The 16,606-nt window shown below is 32.6% G+C and carries 17 protein-coding genes; 5 read left to right on the top strand and 12 right to left on the bottom strand.

Annotated elements, in window-relative coordinates; genetic code table 11:
- Positions 1-103 precede the first annotated feature (103 nt).
- A complete protein-coding gene (gene lysA, locus IMCC3317_RS21090; RefSeq protein WP_160131452.1) occupies positions 104-1,309 on the bottom strand; it encodes a diaminopimelate decarboxylase in 1,206 nt (401 codons plus the stop codon).
- A gap of 216 nt (positions 1,310-1,525) precedes the next feature.
- Here lysA and IMCC3317_RS21095 point away from each other — a divergent pair, with 216 nt between their 5' ends.
- Positions 1,526-1,702: a hypothetical protein gene (locus IMCC3317_RS21095; RefSeq protein WP_160131453.1), complete on the top strand. Its 177-nt coding sequence runs from the start codon at positions 1,526-1,528 to the stop codon at positions 1,700-1,702.
- Positions 1,703-1,867: 165 nt separating this feature from the next.
- Positions 1,868-3,061: an ADP-forming succinate--CoA ligase subunit beta gene (gene sucC, locus IMCC3317_RS21100; protein ID WP_160131454.1), complete on the top strand. Its 1,194-nt coding sequence runs from the start codon at positions 1,868-1,870 to the stop codon at positions 3,059-3,061.
- A gap of 270 nt (positions 3,062-3,331) precedes the next feature.
- On the opposite strand, the gene IMCC3317_RS21105 is transcribed toward sucC, so the two are convergent.
- Together IMCC3317_RS21105 and IMCC3317_RS21110 are read right to left on the bottom strand one after the other, a co-directional pair.
- Positions 3,332-3,889 carry a hypothetical protein gene (locus tag IMCC3317_RS21105; protein WP_160131455.1) on the bottom strand — a complete coding sequence of 186 codons (558 nt, stop codon included), beginning with the start codon at positions 3,887-3,889 and terminating at the stop codon, positions 3,332-3,334.
- 138 nt (positions 3,890-4,027) lie between these two features.
- On the bottom strand, positions 4,028-4,630 hold the full coding sequence (locus IMCC3317_RS21110; protein WP_160131456.1) for a hypothetical protein: 603 nt from the start codon (positions 4,628-4,630) through the stop codon (positions 4,028-4,030).
- A gap of 335 nt (positions 4,631-4,965) precedes the next feature.
- Between IMCC3317_RS21110 and IMCC3317_RS21115 the strand changes: the two genes are divergently transcribed.
- Positions 4,966-5,415: an Hsp20/alpha crystallin family protein gene (locus IMCC3317_RS21115; protein ID WP_160131457.1), complete on the top strand. Its 450-nt coding sequence runs from the start codon at positions 4,966-4,968 to the stop codon at positions 5,413-5,415.
- Between the two features lie 388 nt (positions 5,416-5,803).
- The gene (locus IMCC3317_RS21120) at positions 5,804-6,421 is read left to right on the top strand and encodes a class I SAM-dependent methyltransferase (protein ID WP_160131973.1); all 618 of its coding nucleotides are present in this window, start codon (positions 5,804-5,806) and stop codon (positions 6,419-6,421) included.
- Between the two features lie 101 nt (positions 6,422-6,522).
- On the opposite strand, the gene IMCC3317_RS21130 is transcribed toward IMCC3317_RS21120, so the two are convergent.
- From IMCC3317_RS21130 to IMCC3317_RS21160, 7 genes are all read right to left on the bottom strand, one after another.
- Positions 6,523-8,295: an FAD/NAD(P)-binding protein gene (locus IMCC3317_RS21130; RefSeq protein WP_160131459.1), complete on the bottom strand. Its 1,773-nt coding sequence runs from the start codon at positions 8,293-8,295 to the stop codon at positions 6,523-6,525.
- A gap of 114 nt (positions 8,296-8,409) precedes the next feature.
- Complete coding sequence (locus tag IMCC3317_RS21135) at positions 8,410-8,988, bottom strand: PhnA domain-containing protein (protein WP_160131460.1); 579 nt, start codon at positions 8,986-8,988, stop codon at positions 8,410-8,412.
- A gap of 75 nt (positions 8,989-9,063) precedes the next feature.
- Entirely contained in the window at positions 9,064-9,933 is an 870-nt protein-coding gene (locus tag IMCC3317_RS21140; RefSeq protein WP_160131461.1) for a hypothetical protein, read from the bottom strand.
- Positions 9,934-9,940: 7 nt separating this feature from the next.
- The gene (locus IMCC3317_RS21145) at positions 9,941-10,225 is read right to left on the bottom strand and encodes a DUF1456 family protein (protein ID WP_160131462.1); all 285 of its coding nucleotides are present in this window, start codon (positions 10,223-10,225) and stop codon (positions 9,941-9,943) included.
- A 475-nt stretch (positions 10,226-10,700) separates the two neighbouring features.
- Positions 10,701-10,892, bottom strand: coding sequence for a cold-shock protein (locus IMCC3317_RS21150; protein WP_160131463.1), 192 nt, complete (start codon positions 10,890-10,892; stop codon positions 10,701-10,703).
- A gap of 95 nt (positions 10,893-10,987) precedes the next feature.
- Entirely contained in the window at positions 10,988-11,668 is a 681-nt protein-coding gene (locus IMCC3317_RS21155; RefSeq protein ID WP_160131464.1) for an ATP-binding cassette domain-containing protein, read from the bottom strand.
- On the bottom strand, positions 11,662-12,585 hold the full coding sequence (locus IMCC3317_RS21160; protein WP_160131465.1) for an ABC transporter permease: 924 nt from the start codon (positions 12,583-12,585) through the stop codon (positions 11,662-11,664). The genes IMCC3317_RS21155 and IMCC3317_RS21160 overlap by 7 nt, the downstream gene beginning before the upstream one ends.
- A gap of 243 nt (positions 12,586-12,828) precedes the next feature.
- On the opposite strand from IMCC3317_RS21160, the gene IMCC3317_RS21165 reads away from it, so the two are divergent.
- A complete protein-coding gene (locus IMCC3317_RS21165; RefSeq protein ID WP_160131466.1) occupies positions 12,829-13,215 on the top strand; it encodes a hypothetical protein in 387 nt (128 codons plus the stop codon).
- A 341-nt stretch (positions 13,216-13,556) separates the two neighbouring features.
- On the opposite strand, the gene uvrB is transcribed toward IMCC3317_RS21165, so the two are convergent.
- Both uvrB and IMCC3317_RS21175 read right to left on the bottom strand, forming a co-directional pair.
- Positions 13,557-15,545 carry an excinuclease ABC subunit UvrB gene (gene uvrB / locus IMCC3317_RS21170; RefSeq protein ID WP_160131467.1) on the bottom strand — a complete coding sequence of 663 codons (1,989 nt, stop codon included), beginning with the start codon at positions 15,543-15,545 and terminating at the stop codon, positions 13,557-13,559.
- A gap of 205 nt (positions 15,546-15,750) precedes the next feature.
- Entirely contained in the window at positions 15,751-16,497 is a 747-nt protein-coding gene (locus tag IMCC3317_RS21175) for a hypothetical protein (RefSeq protein WP_160131468.1), read from the bottom strand.
- Positions 16,498-16,606: the final 109 nt, after the last annotated feature.

Raw genomic sequence — 16,606 nt, forward strand, 5'->3', positions numbered from 1 at the left:
TCCAAATTTCTAACTAAGTCTTAGTTGCGCAAGCAAGTCTAAAAGTCTAAAAGCGAAGCGATCCAAGAGATTTCCGCCTACGCGGGAACGAGTTTAACCAAGTCTAAATATCAATTTCCACTTGATTTTTTACAATATCATCAAAAGTTTCACGCTTTCTAACTAAATGCGCTTCTTCGTTATACCACAAAACTTCGGCAGGACGATAGCGTGAATTGTAATTACTCGCCATAGAAAAGCAGTACGCGCCAGCGTTGTTAAATTTTAAAATATCGCCTTCGCGGATTTCACTAATTCTGCGGTTATTTCCAAACGTATCTGTTTCACAAATGTAACCGACCACAGAATAATAGCGTTCGCGACCTTCAGGATTTGAAATGTTTTCAATGTGATGATACGAACTGTACAACATCGGACGAATGAAGTGATTGAAACCACTATCAATTCCTGCAAAAACGGTAGAAGTGGTTTGTTTTACGACATTTACTTCTGCGAGAAAATAACCAGATTCGCTCACGAGAAACTTTCCAGGTTCAAATATTAATGATAAATCTTTCCCGTATTCTTGGCAAAATTGATTGAAACGTGTGGTTAATTTTTCGCCTAATTCTTCAACATTGGTTTGAATGTCATCTTTTTTATAAGGAACTTTGAAACCGCTTCCAAAGTCGATAAAATCTAGGTTTTTAAAATTAGTTGCTGCTTTAAACAGAATTTCTGAAGCATATAAAAACACATCAATATCTAAAATATCACTTCCTGTGTGCATGTGAATTCCGTTGATATTCATATTTGTCAATTCTACAATTCGCAATACATGCGGAATTTGATGAATAGAAATTCCAAATTTTGAATCAATATGTCCAACTGAAATGTTATGATTTCCGCCAGCCATTACATGCGGATTGATTCTGATACAGACAGGAATCGTTGGATGTTTGCTTCCAAATTGCTCTAAAATTGAAAGATTGTCAATATTGATTTTTACGCCCAATTCCGCCGCTTGTTCAATTTCTTCAAGCGAAACTCCATTTGGTGTGTACATAATTTCGTGTACGTCAAATCCTGCGGCAAGTCCTAATTGCACTTCTTGAATGGAAACTGTGTCCAATCCCGCGCCAAGCGATTTCATCAACTTTAAAATACTCAAATTTGACAATGCTTTTACGGCATAATGTAGTTTTAACTTTGGCACATTTTTAAATGCTTTCGTCAAACGTTCGTATTGTGAAGTTATTTTGTTGGCGTCATAAACGTACGTTGGACTTCCAAATGTTTGTGCAATATTGAGTAAATCGGATTCTTTCATGTTCTAATTTTAACAATTCAAAACTATGTAAAATTCAAAAAATGATAAAGAAAAACAGTTAAAAAATATAAAAATAACACAAAAAGTTATATTTATAACAATTTAAAAATTCATCCTAAATAGTAGTTCCCGAAATTTATAAAACTCGAGTTGCTATACTTCACTTTTTGGATTTGTTGTTTTATCTTTCAAATATAAACATCAAATTTTTAAATTATGAAAAAAAGAAGCATTCAATCATTAGTATTAAACAAAACAAAAATTAGTGAATTACAAGGGAATATTGGCGGACGTAAAGATACAGATGCTTGTCCAACAGCAAGTACATGCAGTTGTGTGAGTTGTAGACCAGCATGTAATTTGCAGCAAGCATCACAAGGTTGTCAAAGATAATTTGCAGCTATTATGATTGTACAATTACACACGTTTTTTACCGTATTTGCAAGAGTAAATTGAAAGATTGACTCTTTTTCTTTTTTAAATTTATCAAAAACCAAAATTAATTGGGTTTAATGCATTCGATTTTTTACATTTGTGCTCTATAAAAAATTTCGTAAAATGAACTTACACGAATATCAAGGTAAAGAAATATTAGCAAGTTTTGGCGTGCGCATTCAAAGAGGAAAAGTCGCTTCTACACCTGCGGAAGCTGTGGAGGCTGCAAAGCAACTAACAGAAGAAACAGGAACAGGATGGCATGTGATTAAAGCACAAGTTCATGCTGGTGGACGCGGAAAAGGTGGCGGAGTAAAGCTTGCCAAAAGCCTTCAAGAAGTAGAAGAAATCGCAGGACAGATCATCGGAATGGATTTGGTAACACCACAAACTTCTGCCGAAGGAAAACGTGTACACCAAGTATTAGTCACAGAAGATGTATACTATCCTGGTGAGAGCGAAACCAACGAATTTTATATGTCTGTATTATTAAATAGAGTAACCGGACGCAACATGATTATGTATTCTACCGAAGGCGGAATGGATATTGAAACCGTTGCCGAAGAAACACCACATTTAATTTTTACAGAAGAAGTTGATCCTGCAATGGGATTATTAGGTTTTCAAGCAAGAAGAGTTGCTTTTAACTTAGGATTAAGCGGATTAGCATTTAAAGAAATGACAAAGTTTGTTTCTTCATTATATACAGCATACGTTTCGGCAGATGCATCATTATTTGAAATCAATCCTGTATTGAAAACTTCAGATAATAAAATTATGGCAGTTGATGCGAAAGTAAGTTTAGACGAAAATGCATTATTCCGTCACAAAGATTACTTGGCAATGCGCGATTTACGTGAGGAAAATCCAATTGAAGTTGAAGCGAAAGAAGTAGGACTAAACTATGTGGATCTTGACGGAAACGTTGGTTGTATGGTAAATGGTGCTGGTTTAGCAATGGCAACAATGGATTTAATTAAAATGGCTGGTGGAGAACCTGCTAACTTTTTAGATGTTGGTGGAACTGCAGATGCAAAACGTGTGGAAGAAGCTTTCAGAATCATCTTAAAAGACCCAAATGTAAAAGCAATTTTAATCAATATTTTTGGTGGAATCGTCCGTTGTGATCGTGTTGCGCAAGGAGTTGTAGATGCGTATAAGAACATGGGAGACGCTATTAAAGTGCCAATCATTGTTCGTCTGCAAGGAACAAATGCAGACATCGCTAAGGAATTAATTGACAATTCTGGATTGGATGTACAATCTGCTGTTGAATTCCAAGAAGCTGCTGATAAAGTACAAGCGGTTTTAGCTTAAGAGAATTAGATTTAATTTATTGAGTTATACACTTAAGTAATTGTATAAAGTTATAATTATCAGACACTTAATTTTGCTTAATGCCATTTAAAGGATAATCTTTATAAGAGTTTAGCTTTTTAAGCATGGAATATGCAGTTAACCATTTGATTATCAATAAAGAACTAAGTGTATAACTCAATTAATTTATATGTAGAAAGCCTTTCCAGTTTGGAGAGGCTTTTTTTTTGTTGATAATGTCTCGTCTTGAAATTAGAGTAACTACTAATTTTAAATGGAATTAACACTTGTAATTTTTATTTCTTTAACCTTTTCATTTTCAATATATATGTTCAGTTTTTTCCTCGAGCGAAAATGACTAAAATCATAAAACATGTGTTTTGAATCTTGTTTTGTTGGTTTTCCAAAGAATTGAATAAAATTACTTACACTTGAACCAATTTCTAAATTAAATTTCAAGGGTAATTTTTTTGAATCACATTTGAATGAATTCATGAACCAACCACTATGACCAAATATCCAAGTAGAATCGATTTTATGTTGAAAACCTTTCATTTCTCCAACCATGTTATTCTCATAATAGTAAGTATAACTAACATTGTCTCCTTTAATAAAATAAGGTGTTGGTTTGGACTCAGTTCTAACAATTGCGATTTGAACCGTATCTATTCTTTTATAATCTATCGGTTCGTTTAAGTACCAATTTATTCTAAATGTATCTAATTCAATAGTATTAAATTCAGTTACATTTTTAAAATTATTTTTTTTCTCTTTCGAGAATTGAAAAATAAATAGACTAGATATTAAAAGAAAAATTATTGTTTTCATCTTAGTATTGAAAGGATGACTCTGTGTCTGATGAGCCTAAATTAGTAAAAAGAAAATGAATTAGATTACAGAAATAATGAAAAGTTAAGTATAGATGTCATCTCTAATTTTTTAGAAGAATAGGATGTAAACTATTTCTTAATTCACTCTCCGCTCAAAAGAAACTGTTCCGCAATCCGATATAATCCGCTCATAATCATATGATTTTTGATGTAATGCAGTTTTGAATGTTATATCTATTTGTTTGATGCTTTTTGCTTCGTTTTCGCAAGAATTTACTAAATACACACATAATTGTCTGTCTAATTCAAACGTAATTGCTCCTTTTTTATAAAAAACTTCTGCGACTTTATGATAATCATTCCATTCAAATTGTAGTAGATTGAGTCGATTTTTAGCCAAACGTTGCTTGTTGAAATAGATAATAAGCAATGAATTTTCAGGAATTTTTTTAGCTTGAATTAGCTTCTTATTAAATGTTCCATAGATCTCAATTGAATCAATTTCTTCTATTGGAAACAAATCTCTAATAAAGAGGAAATCACCAATCACATTCTTTTCATAGAATTTAACAGAATCACTCTTTTTAGGAAGATTCATTTTGTCAATAGTAGATTTTAGTGCGTTTAAACCATTCGTATGTAAGCGATCAATTTTTGCAGGTAATTTTTCTGTCTGATCAATCTTCTTGCAACTAAAACCTAAAAATAAAATGAGAATTATTAAAATCAGTTTGTTCATTTTTAGCTTGTGTATAAAGTGTGTGTAAAAGCGATTTTAGTCATTTATAATATTACTAAAATTTAGTTTTAGTTAAAGTTATACGAATCTCCATTAAAATCAAATTTATCTTTTGGATTCTACTCAAATCACATATAAAATCATACAACAACTTCTAATCTTTACAGCAAAATTCCGTCAAGCTGTCGTATCAATCCATACTAAAAATGTCATTTTGTCATTATTTAAATGTGCAAAACTGTCAAAATGGCGTATTTATTCAATTGGAATGCTGTTTGCCATACACAACTCGTATTAAAATTACAAAAACATTTAATCACTTAAAACATAAAATTATGAACTTAGTAAAAAGAAAAAACGCAGACTTTCCTTCAATTTTTGACGAATTATTTCAAACAGATTGGTTTGGCGGAATTGCAAATCAAGTAGCAAGTACTACAAATATTCCTGCTACAAATATCAAAGAAACCGCAGACAATTTTATACTTGAAGTTGCAGCACCAGGAAAGACAAAAGAAGATTTTAAGCTGGCATTAGATCACGATGTATTGACAATTAGTACGGAAGCAAAAAAAGAAGTTGATACTGAAACGAGTTCAGCGGAAGCGGAAAAATATACACGTAAAGAATTTAGTTTCGAAGCGTTTAAACGATCTTTTAAATTACCGCAAACGGTGAATAAAGAAGAAATCAAAGCAACGTATACAAACGGAATTTTGAATGTTGCTTTGCCAAAAAGAGAAGAAGACAAAGTAAAACCACAACGCACAATAGAGATTTCATAATTATTTAGGATTGGTTAGTTAATGTAAAAGGGTTCGTCGAGAAATTGGCGAGCCTTTTTTTGCTTCGCTCAATTTAAGGATTCAAAAATTTAAAGATTCAAGGTTTTGGATCGTTTCACTTCACTTCGACTCCGCTCAGTGTAAACACTTTTGGATCGTTTAGATGTTTGGTTATTTGACTTTTACACTTAGCATCAAGCTGTACTTTTACGTTGAGCATGTCGAAATGTGATTCAGCTTTTCACAAGAATTGCAAGACTAAAATATTCGTGAATTCGTGGCTAAATGAAATAGCATATTATTGTACATTTATACTTTAGATAGACTAATAATTTATTTTGTGAAAAAAGAACCAAAAAAAAAGAAACCTTGGGCAACGAAAGCTGCAATGGAACAAGTGTACGAACTAAAACTTTGGGGCGATAACAAATCTGTTTTTTATTCAGGAACTGGTTCGCATGAACCTGAAATAGTGAATCCATATGTAGAAGCTGTAACTTCATTTTTGACTTCTTTTGAGAATCCACTAGTTGTGTGCGATTTAGGTTGTGGCGATTTTAATATTGGAAAGAAACTCGTAAAACATACCAAGAAATATTTTGCAATTGATATTGTTTCAGATCTTATAGAACATAATAAATCAACGTTTAAATCTACAAATTTAGAATTCCATTGTTTGGATATTGCTGTAGCTGATTTACCTTCTGGAGATTGTGCTTTGGTGCGACAAGTATTGCAACATTTATCGAATACAGAAGTGCAAAATATCATAAATAAGTTAGCTGTTTTTAAATATGTTATTCTAACAGAACATCTACCAAAAGGAGATTTTATACCAAATATAGATATCATTTCAGGACAAGGAATTCGGTTGAAGAAACATAGTGGAATTGACTTGATTGCTTCGCCATTTAATTTAAAAGTAAAAAACGAAAAGCAATTAGTATCTTTTGTTTTAGATGATGGAAAAGGAGTTATTGTAACGACACTTTATACGGTTTTTTGAACGATATTAACTTTGATACGGATTGAACGTATAATCGTCCAAAAACCAAGCATCTCTTTTCTTGGCTTTGTTTAAAACTGATTTGACTTCAATTTCCTTAATCATTTCTCTGTCGAAAGATAATTTATATGACGATTTACAGCTTCTTTTGCCCATTTTACAGGACGTGAGCCATAACATTCTAAAATTGCATCTACACCAATAATAGTTCCTTTTGCCAACCTTCCAAGCAACGCAATTGGTGTTTTAGTATCTTTATTTTTAGAAACAACATAGCCATTTTCATCAGTGATAATACCTAAATCATCATGAACTGCTTCAATCAAATTATTAGCAAGCATTTTCTTTATAACGGGCGAATTTACAGATTTAATTTCTGGCGAATCCAACACAGAATTTATCATAATATTCGCAGTTTCTGACTTTCCATCAGCATGAAAACACCAACCTTTTTCGGTTAATTCAATTTCAGGTTTAGTTAGCATTTCTAAATTCAACACATTTGCTTTAACCAATGCTAAAAGTTGCTGAATGCTTTCAACTGGCGGACCATAGGAATATCGTTTGGTAGACTCGTCCAAAGCAATAATGTCTGCAAATACCTCTTCGGAACATTTGTTAAAAGATAATTGCTCATAAATGGATGGTTGACAATGTCGCCACACTTGACCAATGCAATAATCTAAGCTAATAGCTTTGTTTCCTGTCGCCATATCTATAAAATATTGCATGGTTTTTTCAACGGATTGTTCTGTCGGGACGATTGTTTTGTGTGTATATTTAGGATCTTCTAACCATTTCAAAATGATCTTTTCGATTGCTTCCGCAGAATTTTCTCTTTGACAGAAATGTTTTTCAAGTGCTACATAAATAGTTGCTGCGATCGGTGCAAATGCTTGCATCAAAAATTGAGGACTTGTCGCTTCTTTTTGAGTTTTTGAATTTCCAATGTTAGCTTCAAAAGCTGAGCGTTGTTTGGCTGTCGGAGTAAATTGTTCATCAATTAGCGCATTTAATGGTTTTGGAACTGGCGGCAATCCGTCAAGGGAAAAAGGAATAAGTTTCCCGTTAAAGTCAGCATCAGCTATATATTCGCATGCTTTCGTGTCAGCGTCTTTTATAATAAAATTACCATGTGTTGTTGCAATTGCTCTCGTAATATCGATCATTGCCAGTCCAAATCCTCTAATTCCAACAACACTATCGGATAATAGGTTTTGGGGTTTTAAAAAATTCTCAATCGGATATGGTGATGTAAAAAGATGAATATTTTCTTGGTTCGCAGCAAACTCTTTCCACTTAGAAATTTGCTCCGATAATTCAGTTGGCTGATGTCCAATTGTTAACAGAATTTCATCTATTTCTTTGTACGTTTTTATATTCGTTTTTATGGAAATCTTATGGTGCGCTTCTACAATTACTTCTGTTACTTGTTCAGAATACAGTGTAACAACTTTATTTTCTAAAAGAGGAGTTATAAAAGATTGAAATCGTTCTTGTAAGTATGTTCCAATTTCCGCTCGTGGCGGATACGTATCGATGTAATTTTTGGATATTTTTTCAAAATCTTTCCCTGTCCATTCATGATAGGATGGAAACGATGGAATTTGTATTTCGGGTAAATCAATGGCAATTCGTTTCTCTAACAGTAAAATTCTTTCGGTAATATTTACCCAATTACTTTCAATTTGATTCGTGTTATAGACACTTCCATTACCAAAATTTCCAGTTTCTTCAAAGAGTAAAAAATGAATTTGAGAAAGATTGGTTTTATTTGTTAATGCTACGATAAATTTTTCGAAAGCATATCCACCTCTCGGACCAATTCCTATAATCCCTATTTTTCTAATATTTGCTATTGTTGATTTTTTCAATGTTGATTTATTCTTTAATTTATTGACACATAATTTGTAGTCTTAAAGATATAAAAAAAACGACGTATTCTGAAAAGAGTACGTCGTTTTGTAATTTTTTATGTTGTAGAATGCTTATGTCTTCTTCACATATTTTGTAATAATTACAATATGTTGCCCGTTTAAGCGACCTTCAATATGTTCGGCATTATCATGTGTTAGTGAAATGTTACGAACTGCCGATCCGCGTTTTGCAACAAAACCTGCGCCTTTTACGTTTAAATCTTTAATTAAAACTACGCTATCGCCAGCTTGTAATTGTACGCCATTTACATCTAAATGTTTGATTGCGTTTTCTTTATCGTCCGCTTCTCCAGTTGCTTTTGCCCAAGCTATATCGTCTTCATCCAAATACATCATATCGAGCAAATCTTGTGGCCAACCTTCTTTTTTCAGTCTGTGTAGCATTCGCCAAGAAACAATTTGAACCGCTTTCACTTCGCTCCACATGCAATCATTTAAACAACGCCAATGATTGGAATCCATTAGTTCAGGATCTTCAATTTGAGAAATACACGTATTGCAAGCGTATATAGATTTCTCTAATTGATTTTCGTGATTTGGTGGTATATTATAAACGGATAATTTTTCCGTCGCGCTACATAATTCACATGTAGAATTGCTTCGTTTTTGTAGTTCTCTTTCAATGCTCATTCTAGAAATTCTTTAATTCGAGACAAAAGTATAGGTTTCGCTCAGATATAAAAGTAGATTGTCTTCTTATTTGGATTATTCTACAGTAAGATCAAAAGAAGTTTCAAAGCTTTTATCAGATTTTTTATCTCTTATTTTAAAAAGACACGTTACAGGATTGTCAATACTACCTTCTGTAATGGAAAGTGAAGCGTATAATTGATCTTTTAAATCTTTAGCACTCACAGGTTCCGGGAATAATTCGCCTACTTCATTGATAACTTTTCCTTTTGCATCCGTTAAACTGATAGAAGCGCTCAAATCTACTTTTCCATTTTCGTCAACATCATAACCTTCTAAATTTTCTAATAGAATGTATACACTTTCGTTTGGACTAATTTTATCATCAATGATGGCAAGGTCCCGCGTTTGTGAGTATAAATACAATACATCATACGTTAAGCCAACTGTTTTTGTTTTTAGTAACGGATTGTCAACAATTGAAAAATCTTTCTTTACATTATAATATCCGTCGCCATTTTTATCACTTATATTGATATGCATTTGATACGAATTTTTCGGCATCATTGGTGTCGCAAATGTAAGTTTGCTTCGTAAATTCAGATCCTTTTCCGTATACGCTTCTTTGGTGTTTTTAAATAAATTCTTTTGAGAAAGTACGGTGTCACCTTTTTTATTAGTTACAAAAATGTCCATATCTGGATACGCCAAGCTGTCTTGTAGCACGAATCCTGTCATATTTTCATAAAACAGCGTGATTTTTTCTCCATACGAAAACTCATCTTTGTTGATTTTCCCTGTGTGATTTTCCATCGTAATTTTGTCACAAGACAATTTGCTGTTATCAATTGTAGCTGTAACGTGATCTTGATTTTGCGAAGTTCCATTTCCGCATGAAAAACATATGGAAATAAGTAGTAGGAGATAGGTGTAGTTTAGTTTCATAATATAATTATTTATTCTCCTTCCGTTTAGAGGTCGAAGGTGTTGATTTTGGTTTGTCTTCTTTCTTCGGCATCGGACCACGTAAGTGAATCACCAAAGCATTTAGGAAGTTACGTAAAATTTGATCGCCACAGTTTTTATATTTTGGATGATCTTCCGTACGGAAAAATGCGCCCAATTCACTTTTAGTGATTCTAAAATCTACGAGTTCTAATATTTTTACAATATCGTCATCACGGAGCTTTAATGCCACGCGAAGTTTTTTGAAAATGTCGTTGTTTGTTAATGCCATATAGCAAATATACTTATTTTAATGTGAGTTCATAATAATGATTTCAAAATATAATCGTACTTTTTATAAGTAAAGCATTGGTTAAATATTTCGTTATCAGCACATTAATTTCATTTTCTTTGCTCGCACAAAGAAAACAGAAACAAAAGAAAGTGCGCTTTTAGTTCGTGTGATTTCTATTTTATATTTTGGAACTCATGAATCTTCGATTTCCAGATGTATTTTTAGTTTTTCTTTTAGGGAAAAACTAAAACCGCATGAATTTTTCTAAATTTTCTCCAAGGATTCGAAAATTCCCTGCTATACTGCGGAAAAGACAAAAAAAACACTCTGTAATTTTACATCGAACTCAGGTTACTATTAAATATATTAGTTTTTTTGTAATAACAAGTAGTAAATCGTAAAAATAAGACACAAAAAAAGCCTATCAATTGATAGGCTTTTACTTCATTTAAGAATTAAATATAAATATATATTAAATTACTTTTACGTTCACGGCATTAAGACCTTTACGTCCTTCTTGTAAGTCGAATTCAACTTCATCTCCTTCACGAACTTCGTCGATTAATCCAGAAATGTGTACAAAATGTTCACTGTTTGAACCTTCTTCAACGATAAATCCAAATCCTTTTGCGTCGTTGAAAAATTTTACTGTTCCTTTGCTCATTGTAATAAATTTTAATAATTGTTATGATATACGCAAAGATAATATCAAAATGCAAATGTTCAACAAATTCTGTATTTTTTTTAAGTTCGTTACAATTATTTAATATTGAATTTTCTTATTTTTTCACTCAAACCCACGTCTTTCATGAGGTTCTCAATGATTTTAAAATCTTTATTCTTTACAGATTTTTTTATTTTACCTGCCATTAAGTAATGTAAATCGTCGCAAGTGTCTTGTAATGTGGAGAATATATGCAAGGAAAGGATGATTATTTTACCTTTTTCTTTGAGTAATTTCAGCAATTCTTTAATAATAAGATTGCTTTGAATATCAACACCATTGAATGGCTCATCCAAGATAAAAACATCATTATTTTGAAGTAAAACACCTGTCATCGCTAATTTCTTTTTCATTCCTGTGGAATAGGTTTCTGCGTATTGCTGCAATGGCAACTCAAAAATATTCTTTTCTTTAAAGTCTACATTTTTAATATTTCGCGCATTACAGAGTAATTGTAAATATTCTTTTCCTGTAATTTTAGATAGAAACTCTGGATTCGTTTCTAAAAACCCAACAACATTTTTGATATTTCTTTTTTCATATTGAATGTTTCCTTCGTATGATTCCAAACCCGCAATACATTTGAATAAGGTTGTTTTTCCTGCGCCATTTTCGCCAACAATTCCGTGAATTTCTCCCGAATTGAAATGCAATTCTATTTCATTTAGAATTTGCTTTTTCCCGTATGATTTTGAAAGATTGATAACACTTAACATACTAATATAGAATTAAGTTTTTTGATAGATCGTTTGTAGAAATATGGAATAATCAGAATTAAAAGTGGCGGAAACAGTAAGCAAACCAGCATGGCAAGTGTTTGAAATAGATGAACTTGTGATGGATAATTACTGTATTTCCCTATAATTGTTAATAGGATAAAAGAATACCCTAACACTGTGAACAACAATGTAATTTGTAATCTTTCAAGCGAAAAAAATAAAGACAATCCAATGACAATTGGCAGTACTAAAAAACTGCTGAAAAGGATTGCTGTTTTTATTTTATGGTTTAAAAATTCTTTTGATGTCATACTGTGAATCCAAATATAATATAAAGGTTCTTGTTTTGAATAAAACGACATGCAACATACAAAAACTGCAATCAGGCTAAAAACTCCTAAGTTATAATTATCAACAAAAACAGCAATATAGGTGAGTATGTAGAGTACAGGAAATAACCAAAAAGTATTTCGAAAACCTATGACAAATTCAAATGGGTTTTTGCCAAAAGGTGTTGGAATTGTAATGCTTCTGATACCTAGATTATTAAAAAATGATAGCATTATAGCACCAACATGAATGATAATTATTTCTATAAAAGCTTGTTTGTAGCAGAGAAAACCACTAAACGGAAGCACAAATAGCGTATTTTCTAACATGCGTACTTTCCAAAATGTTTCTAGCGGAAAGCATTTTTGTAAAAAGACAGTTCGTTTTATGTTTCCTAACTTCAAAGTTAACAATAAGCCAATACCAATATAGTAATACGAAGCTTGCGAAATATTTTTAAAAATAGCTTCAGAAACCCAACTAAAAAGTGCAAGTAATAGCGCAAAACCAATCAGCGGAATGACGCCAAATTCGTCAATATGACGATAGATTCTTTTAAATTGTAGGGTGAAGTAGAAGTTCAATTTTGTAGTTTTGAGTTTTCTGAAAATCGAATATACATATAAAATTAAGTTTTTAATCTGAAGAAGTTCTGCATTGCTAAACTTTAGCGAATTCTTAACAAATCTCGTTAAAGTTGCAAACACGTAGTTTTACGTATTTTTTAGCTTCCAGAATAGTTTGCACGATTTTGCCAATTAGTTTTCTTACTTTTATAAATGGCATAGCTACTGAAAAAACATTTTATAAATTAAAATAAAAACGATATGTCAGTTCCAAAAACAGGTACGTACGCGCCATTAAACAAAACATTGACAATTACAATTGAAAGTGCAGATCCTTCCGATGGTCAAATTCAAGGAACATATGTACATAATTTTACGCCAGAAGGACCAATTACAGTTTCGGGGAAAGTTGGCGGGTATGCTTGGGTCAAAAATAATGATGGCGGAACCGGAACAGCACCATTTCATATCAACTTTACAGCTTCTGTTCGTCCAGAAGGTTCGCCGTATTGTATTGTTGATTTTTGGAACGGATTCTACACAAATGATGATACAATTGTAATTACAGGCAGTCGTTCATACGTGAAAAATGATGGCACAACGCAGTCTATTGGTTTAGGAACTTTAGAACTGTATTTGCAATCTTAAAAAAACGTGAGTTCGATATAAAATTTCAGAGTATTGTTTTGTCTTTTCCGCAGTATAGCAGGGATTTTTCGTTAAGAATTTTCGAAGCCTTGGAGAAAATTTAGAAAAATTCATGCGGTTTTAGTTTTTCCCCTAAAAGAAAAACTAAAAATACCTCTGGAAAAGCGCACTTTCTTTTGTTTCTTTTCTTTGTGCGAGCAAAGAAAACGAAAATAACAGAATGAAAATCAAATGCTTAGCAGTTATTTCAAAGCTATGTTCAAAATTTTATTTGAGTAAACTTACATCAAACTCACGTTAAAAAAGTATATTTTCTCATAAAAGCATTAGTGTGTCGAAACTTATAGCTTCTCTTGCAACAACTTAATTTCATCACGATATTTCGCAGCGTCCATAAAATTCAACTCTTTTGCGGCAGTTTCCATTGCTTTTCGCTTTTCGCGAATTAACTTTTCTAGTTGTGCTTTGGTCAAGTATTCCAAATCTGGTTCGGCAGCAGCTTTCGCCTTAATTTCATCTTCCCAAGCCAAACTATCATCTTTCCCAAGAATTGAACTCAAAGCTTTGTTCAATCCTGTTGGTGTAATGCCATGTTTTGTATTGTATTCTATTTGTTTCTCGCGCCTGTATTCGGTTTCGTCCATTGTTTTTTGCATACTTTTCGTAATTCTATCCGCATACAAAATTGCTCTTCCATTCACGTTTCTCGCAGCTCTACCAATAGTTTGTGTTAGTGATCGCGCGGAACGTAAAAAACCTTCTTTATCCGCATCTAAAATCGCTACTAATGATACTTCTGGTAAATCCAATCCTTCACGAAGTAAGTTGATACCAACCAACACATCAAAGATACCTTTTCGCAAATCTTGCATAATTTGTACACGTTCCAACGTATCAACATCACTGTGAATGTAGCGACATCGAATTTGAATTCGCGATAGATATTTTGTCAATTCTTCTGCCATTCTTTTGGTTAAAGTTGTCACCAACACACGTTCATCTTTTTCGGTGCGAAGATGAATTTCTTCTACCAAATTATCAATCTGATTTAAACTTGGACGCACTTCAATAATCGGATCTAATAATCCTGTCGGACGAATTACTTGTTCTACAACTACGCCTTCTGTTTTGTGCAATTCATAATCCGCAGGCGTTGCACTTACATAAATTACTTGGTTTTGAATGACTTCAAATTCTTCAAATTTCAAAGGTCGGTTGTCCATTGCGGCTGGCAATCTGAAACCGTATTCTACTAAGTTTTCTTTTCTACTTCTATCGCCGCCGTACATCGCATGCACTTGCGAAATAGTTACGTGACTTTCATCGACAATCATTAAATAATCATCTGGAAAATAGTCTAACAAACAAAAAGGACGCGTTCCTGGCGCTCTTCCATCTAAATATCTAGAGTAGTTTTCAATTCCAGAACAATAGCCTAATTCACGAATCATTTCCAAGTCAAAATTTGTGCGTTCTTCCAAACGTTTTGCTTCTAAATGTTTTCCTATTTCCTTGAAATAATCTACTTGTTTTACCATATCTTCCTGAATTTGATGAATGGCATTTTGCAACACATCTTGCGAGGTTACAAACATATTTGCAGGATAAATGGTGAGTTCTTCGTATTTTTCCAACACATTATTTGTGGCAGGATCAAACGATTCTATTTCTTCTATTTCATCGCCAAAGAAGTGAATTCTGAATGCAAAATCGGCATAACCAGGAAAAACATCCACCACATCACCTTTCACACGAAACGAACCGCGTAAAAAATCGGCTTCCGTTCTGGAATATAAACTTTGCACCAAACGATGTAATAATTTAGTTCGTGAAATCACTTGCTCACGTTCTAAAGTGATGACATTTTTCTGAAATTCCACAGGATTTCCAATACCATATAAACAGGAAACTGACGCAACTACAATGACATCGCGACGTCCCGAAAGTAGGGAAGAAGTTGTGCTGAGTCGCAATTTTTCAATTTCTTCGTTAATGGATAAATCTTTTTCAATATACGTTCCCGAAGACGGCATATACGCTTCTGGCTGATAATAATCGTAGTAAGACACAAAATATTCCACTGCATTTTCAGGAAAGAATAGCTTAAATTCTGAGTACAATTGTGCTGCCAACGTTTTATTATGTGCTAAAACAAGCGTTGGTTTTTGAACTTCTTCAATCACATTGGCAACGGTAAATGTTTTTCCCGATCCGGTAACTCCTAACAAGGTTTGATAGCGTTCGTCAGCTTCAATTCCTGCAATTAATTCTTTGATGGCTTGCGGTTGATCTCCAGTAGGGGAAAAGTCAGATACTAATTTGAATTTCATAAAATGTATTTGCTTATGTCTGTATTTGGGCGTTACCACAAGGGTCAGGCTTTCGGCAGTCGCTTTTTGCATTGTCATTCCTGCGAAGGCAGGAATCCAACACAAAAGAGCTCCAACAATGCCTTAATCCTTAACGCGCTGAAGTGCAAAAATAATGAAAACTACTGAAGAAGTTGCAGTTGTGAGGAAATGTGTCTGTAAAACTTTAAACTAAAAAATCAGTATTTCGCATTTCATAATTGAGACCTTGATAATTTTCTTTGTCAATCTGTTTTAAAACAAAATCTAAATGCCAAATTAATCTATTGTATGATCCATTATCAATAGCTCTTTGACCAGTAAGCATACTTGTGAAAAATACAGGAGTACCTTCCAACTCTGAATTGTTTATAATAATTTCTGTTCCTAATTCTGGATTAAATTCAAACTCAAAGTTTGTAGATATTTTGTGTTTATTTTGTTTCATAAAATATCTGGCAGCAGTATTAGAAACTACAATAATTTTTGGCTTTGCAGATAGGATTATTTCTCTTGAAATTTGTAATTGCTTATCAAGGAAATCCTTACTGATATTATCTTTCAGTAATTCATCTACAAAACGTTGTTTTGTTTCTCGAAAGAAAAAAAAATCTAAATGAGACCATTTAATGCTTAGTTTATTCGAAATATCAACAAACTTTTTAAAATAAGGATGAATTTTTCCTTCTAAATTGTTTTCAGTCTGATCCATGCTAAAAAAGTGACTTTTTGTATCTGATCCTTTTTTAAAAGATGGATTGATACCAATAAAAAGAATCGAATTCTTAATTACTTCTTTGTGAATTGCATAACCTCTAGATATAATTCTGTCATGAACTTTGTCAGCATTATTCCAAACTGTTATTTCTTGAAACTTTGGGTTTTTCCAAATTTCTTCAATTTCATCAGAATACTTTTCTTCAATTTGAACCATATATATAGTATTATGAAATGATTTTTAGGTTGAATGTTGTAAGCTAACAATTGTTTCTTCCCCAAAAAATAAACCTAAAATGAATACAACTATTTTAATTTTTCCCATA

The organism is Kordia antarctica, assembly GCF_009901525.1.
Classification (GTDB): Bacteria; Bacteroidota; Bacteroidia; order Flavobacteriales; family Flavobacteriaceae; genus Kordia; species Kordia antarctica.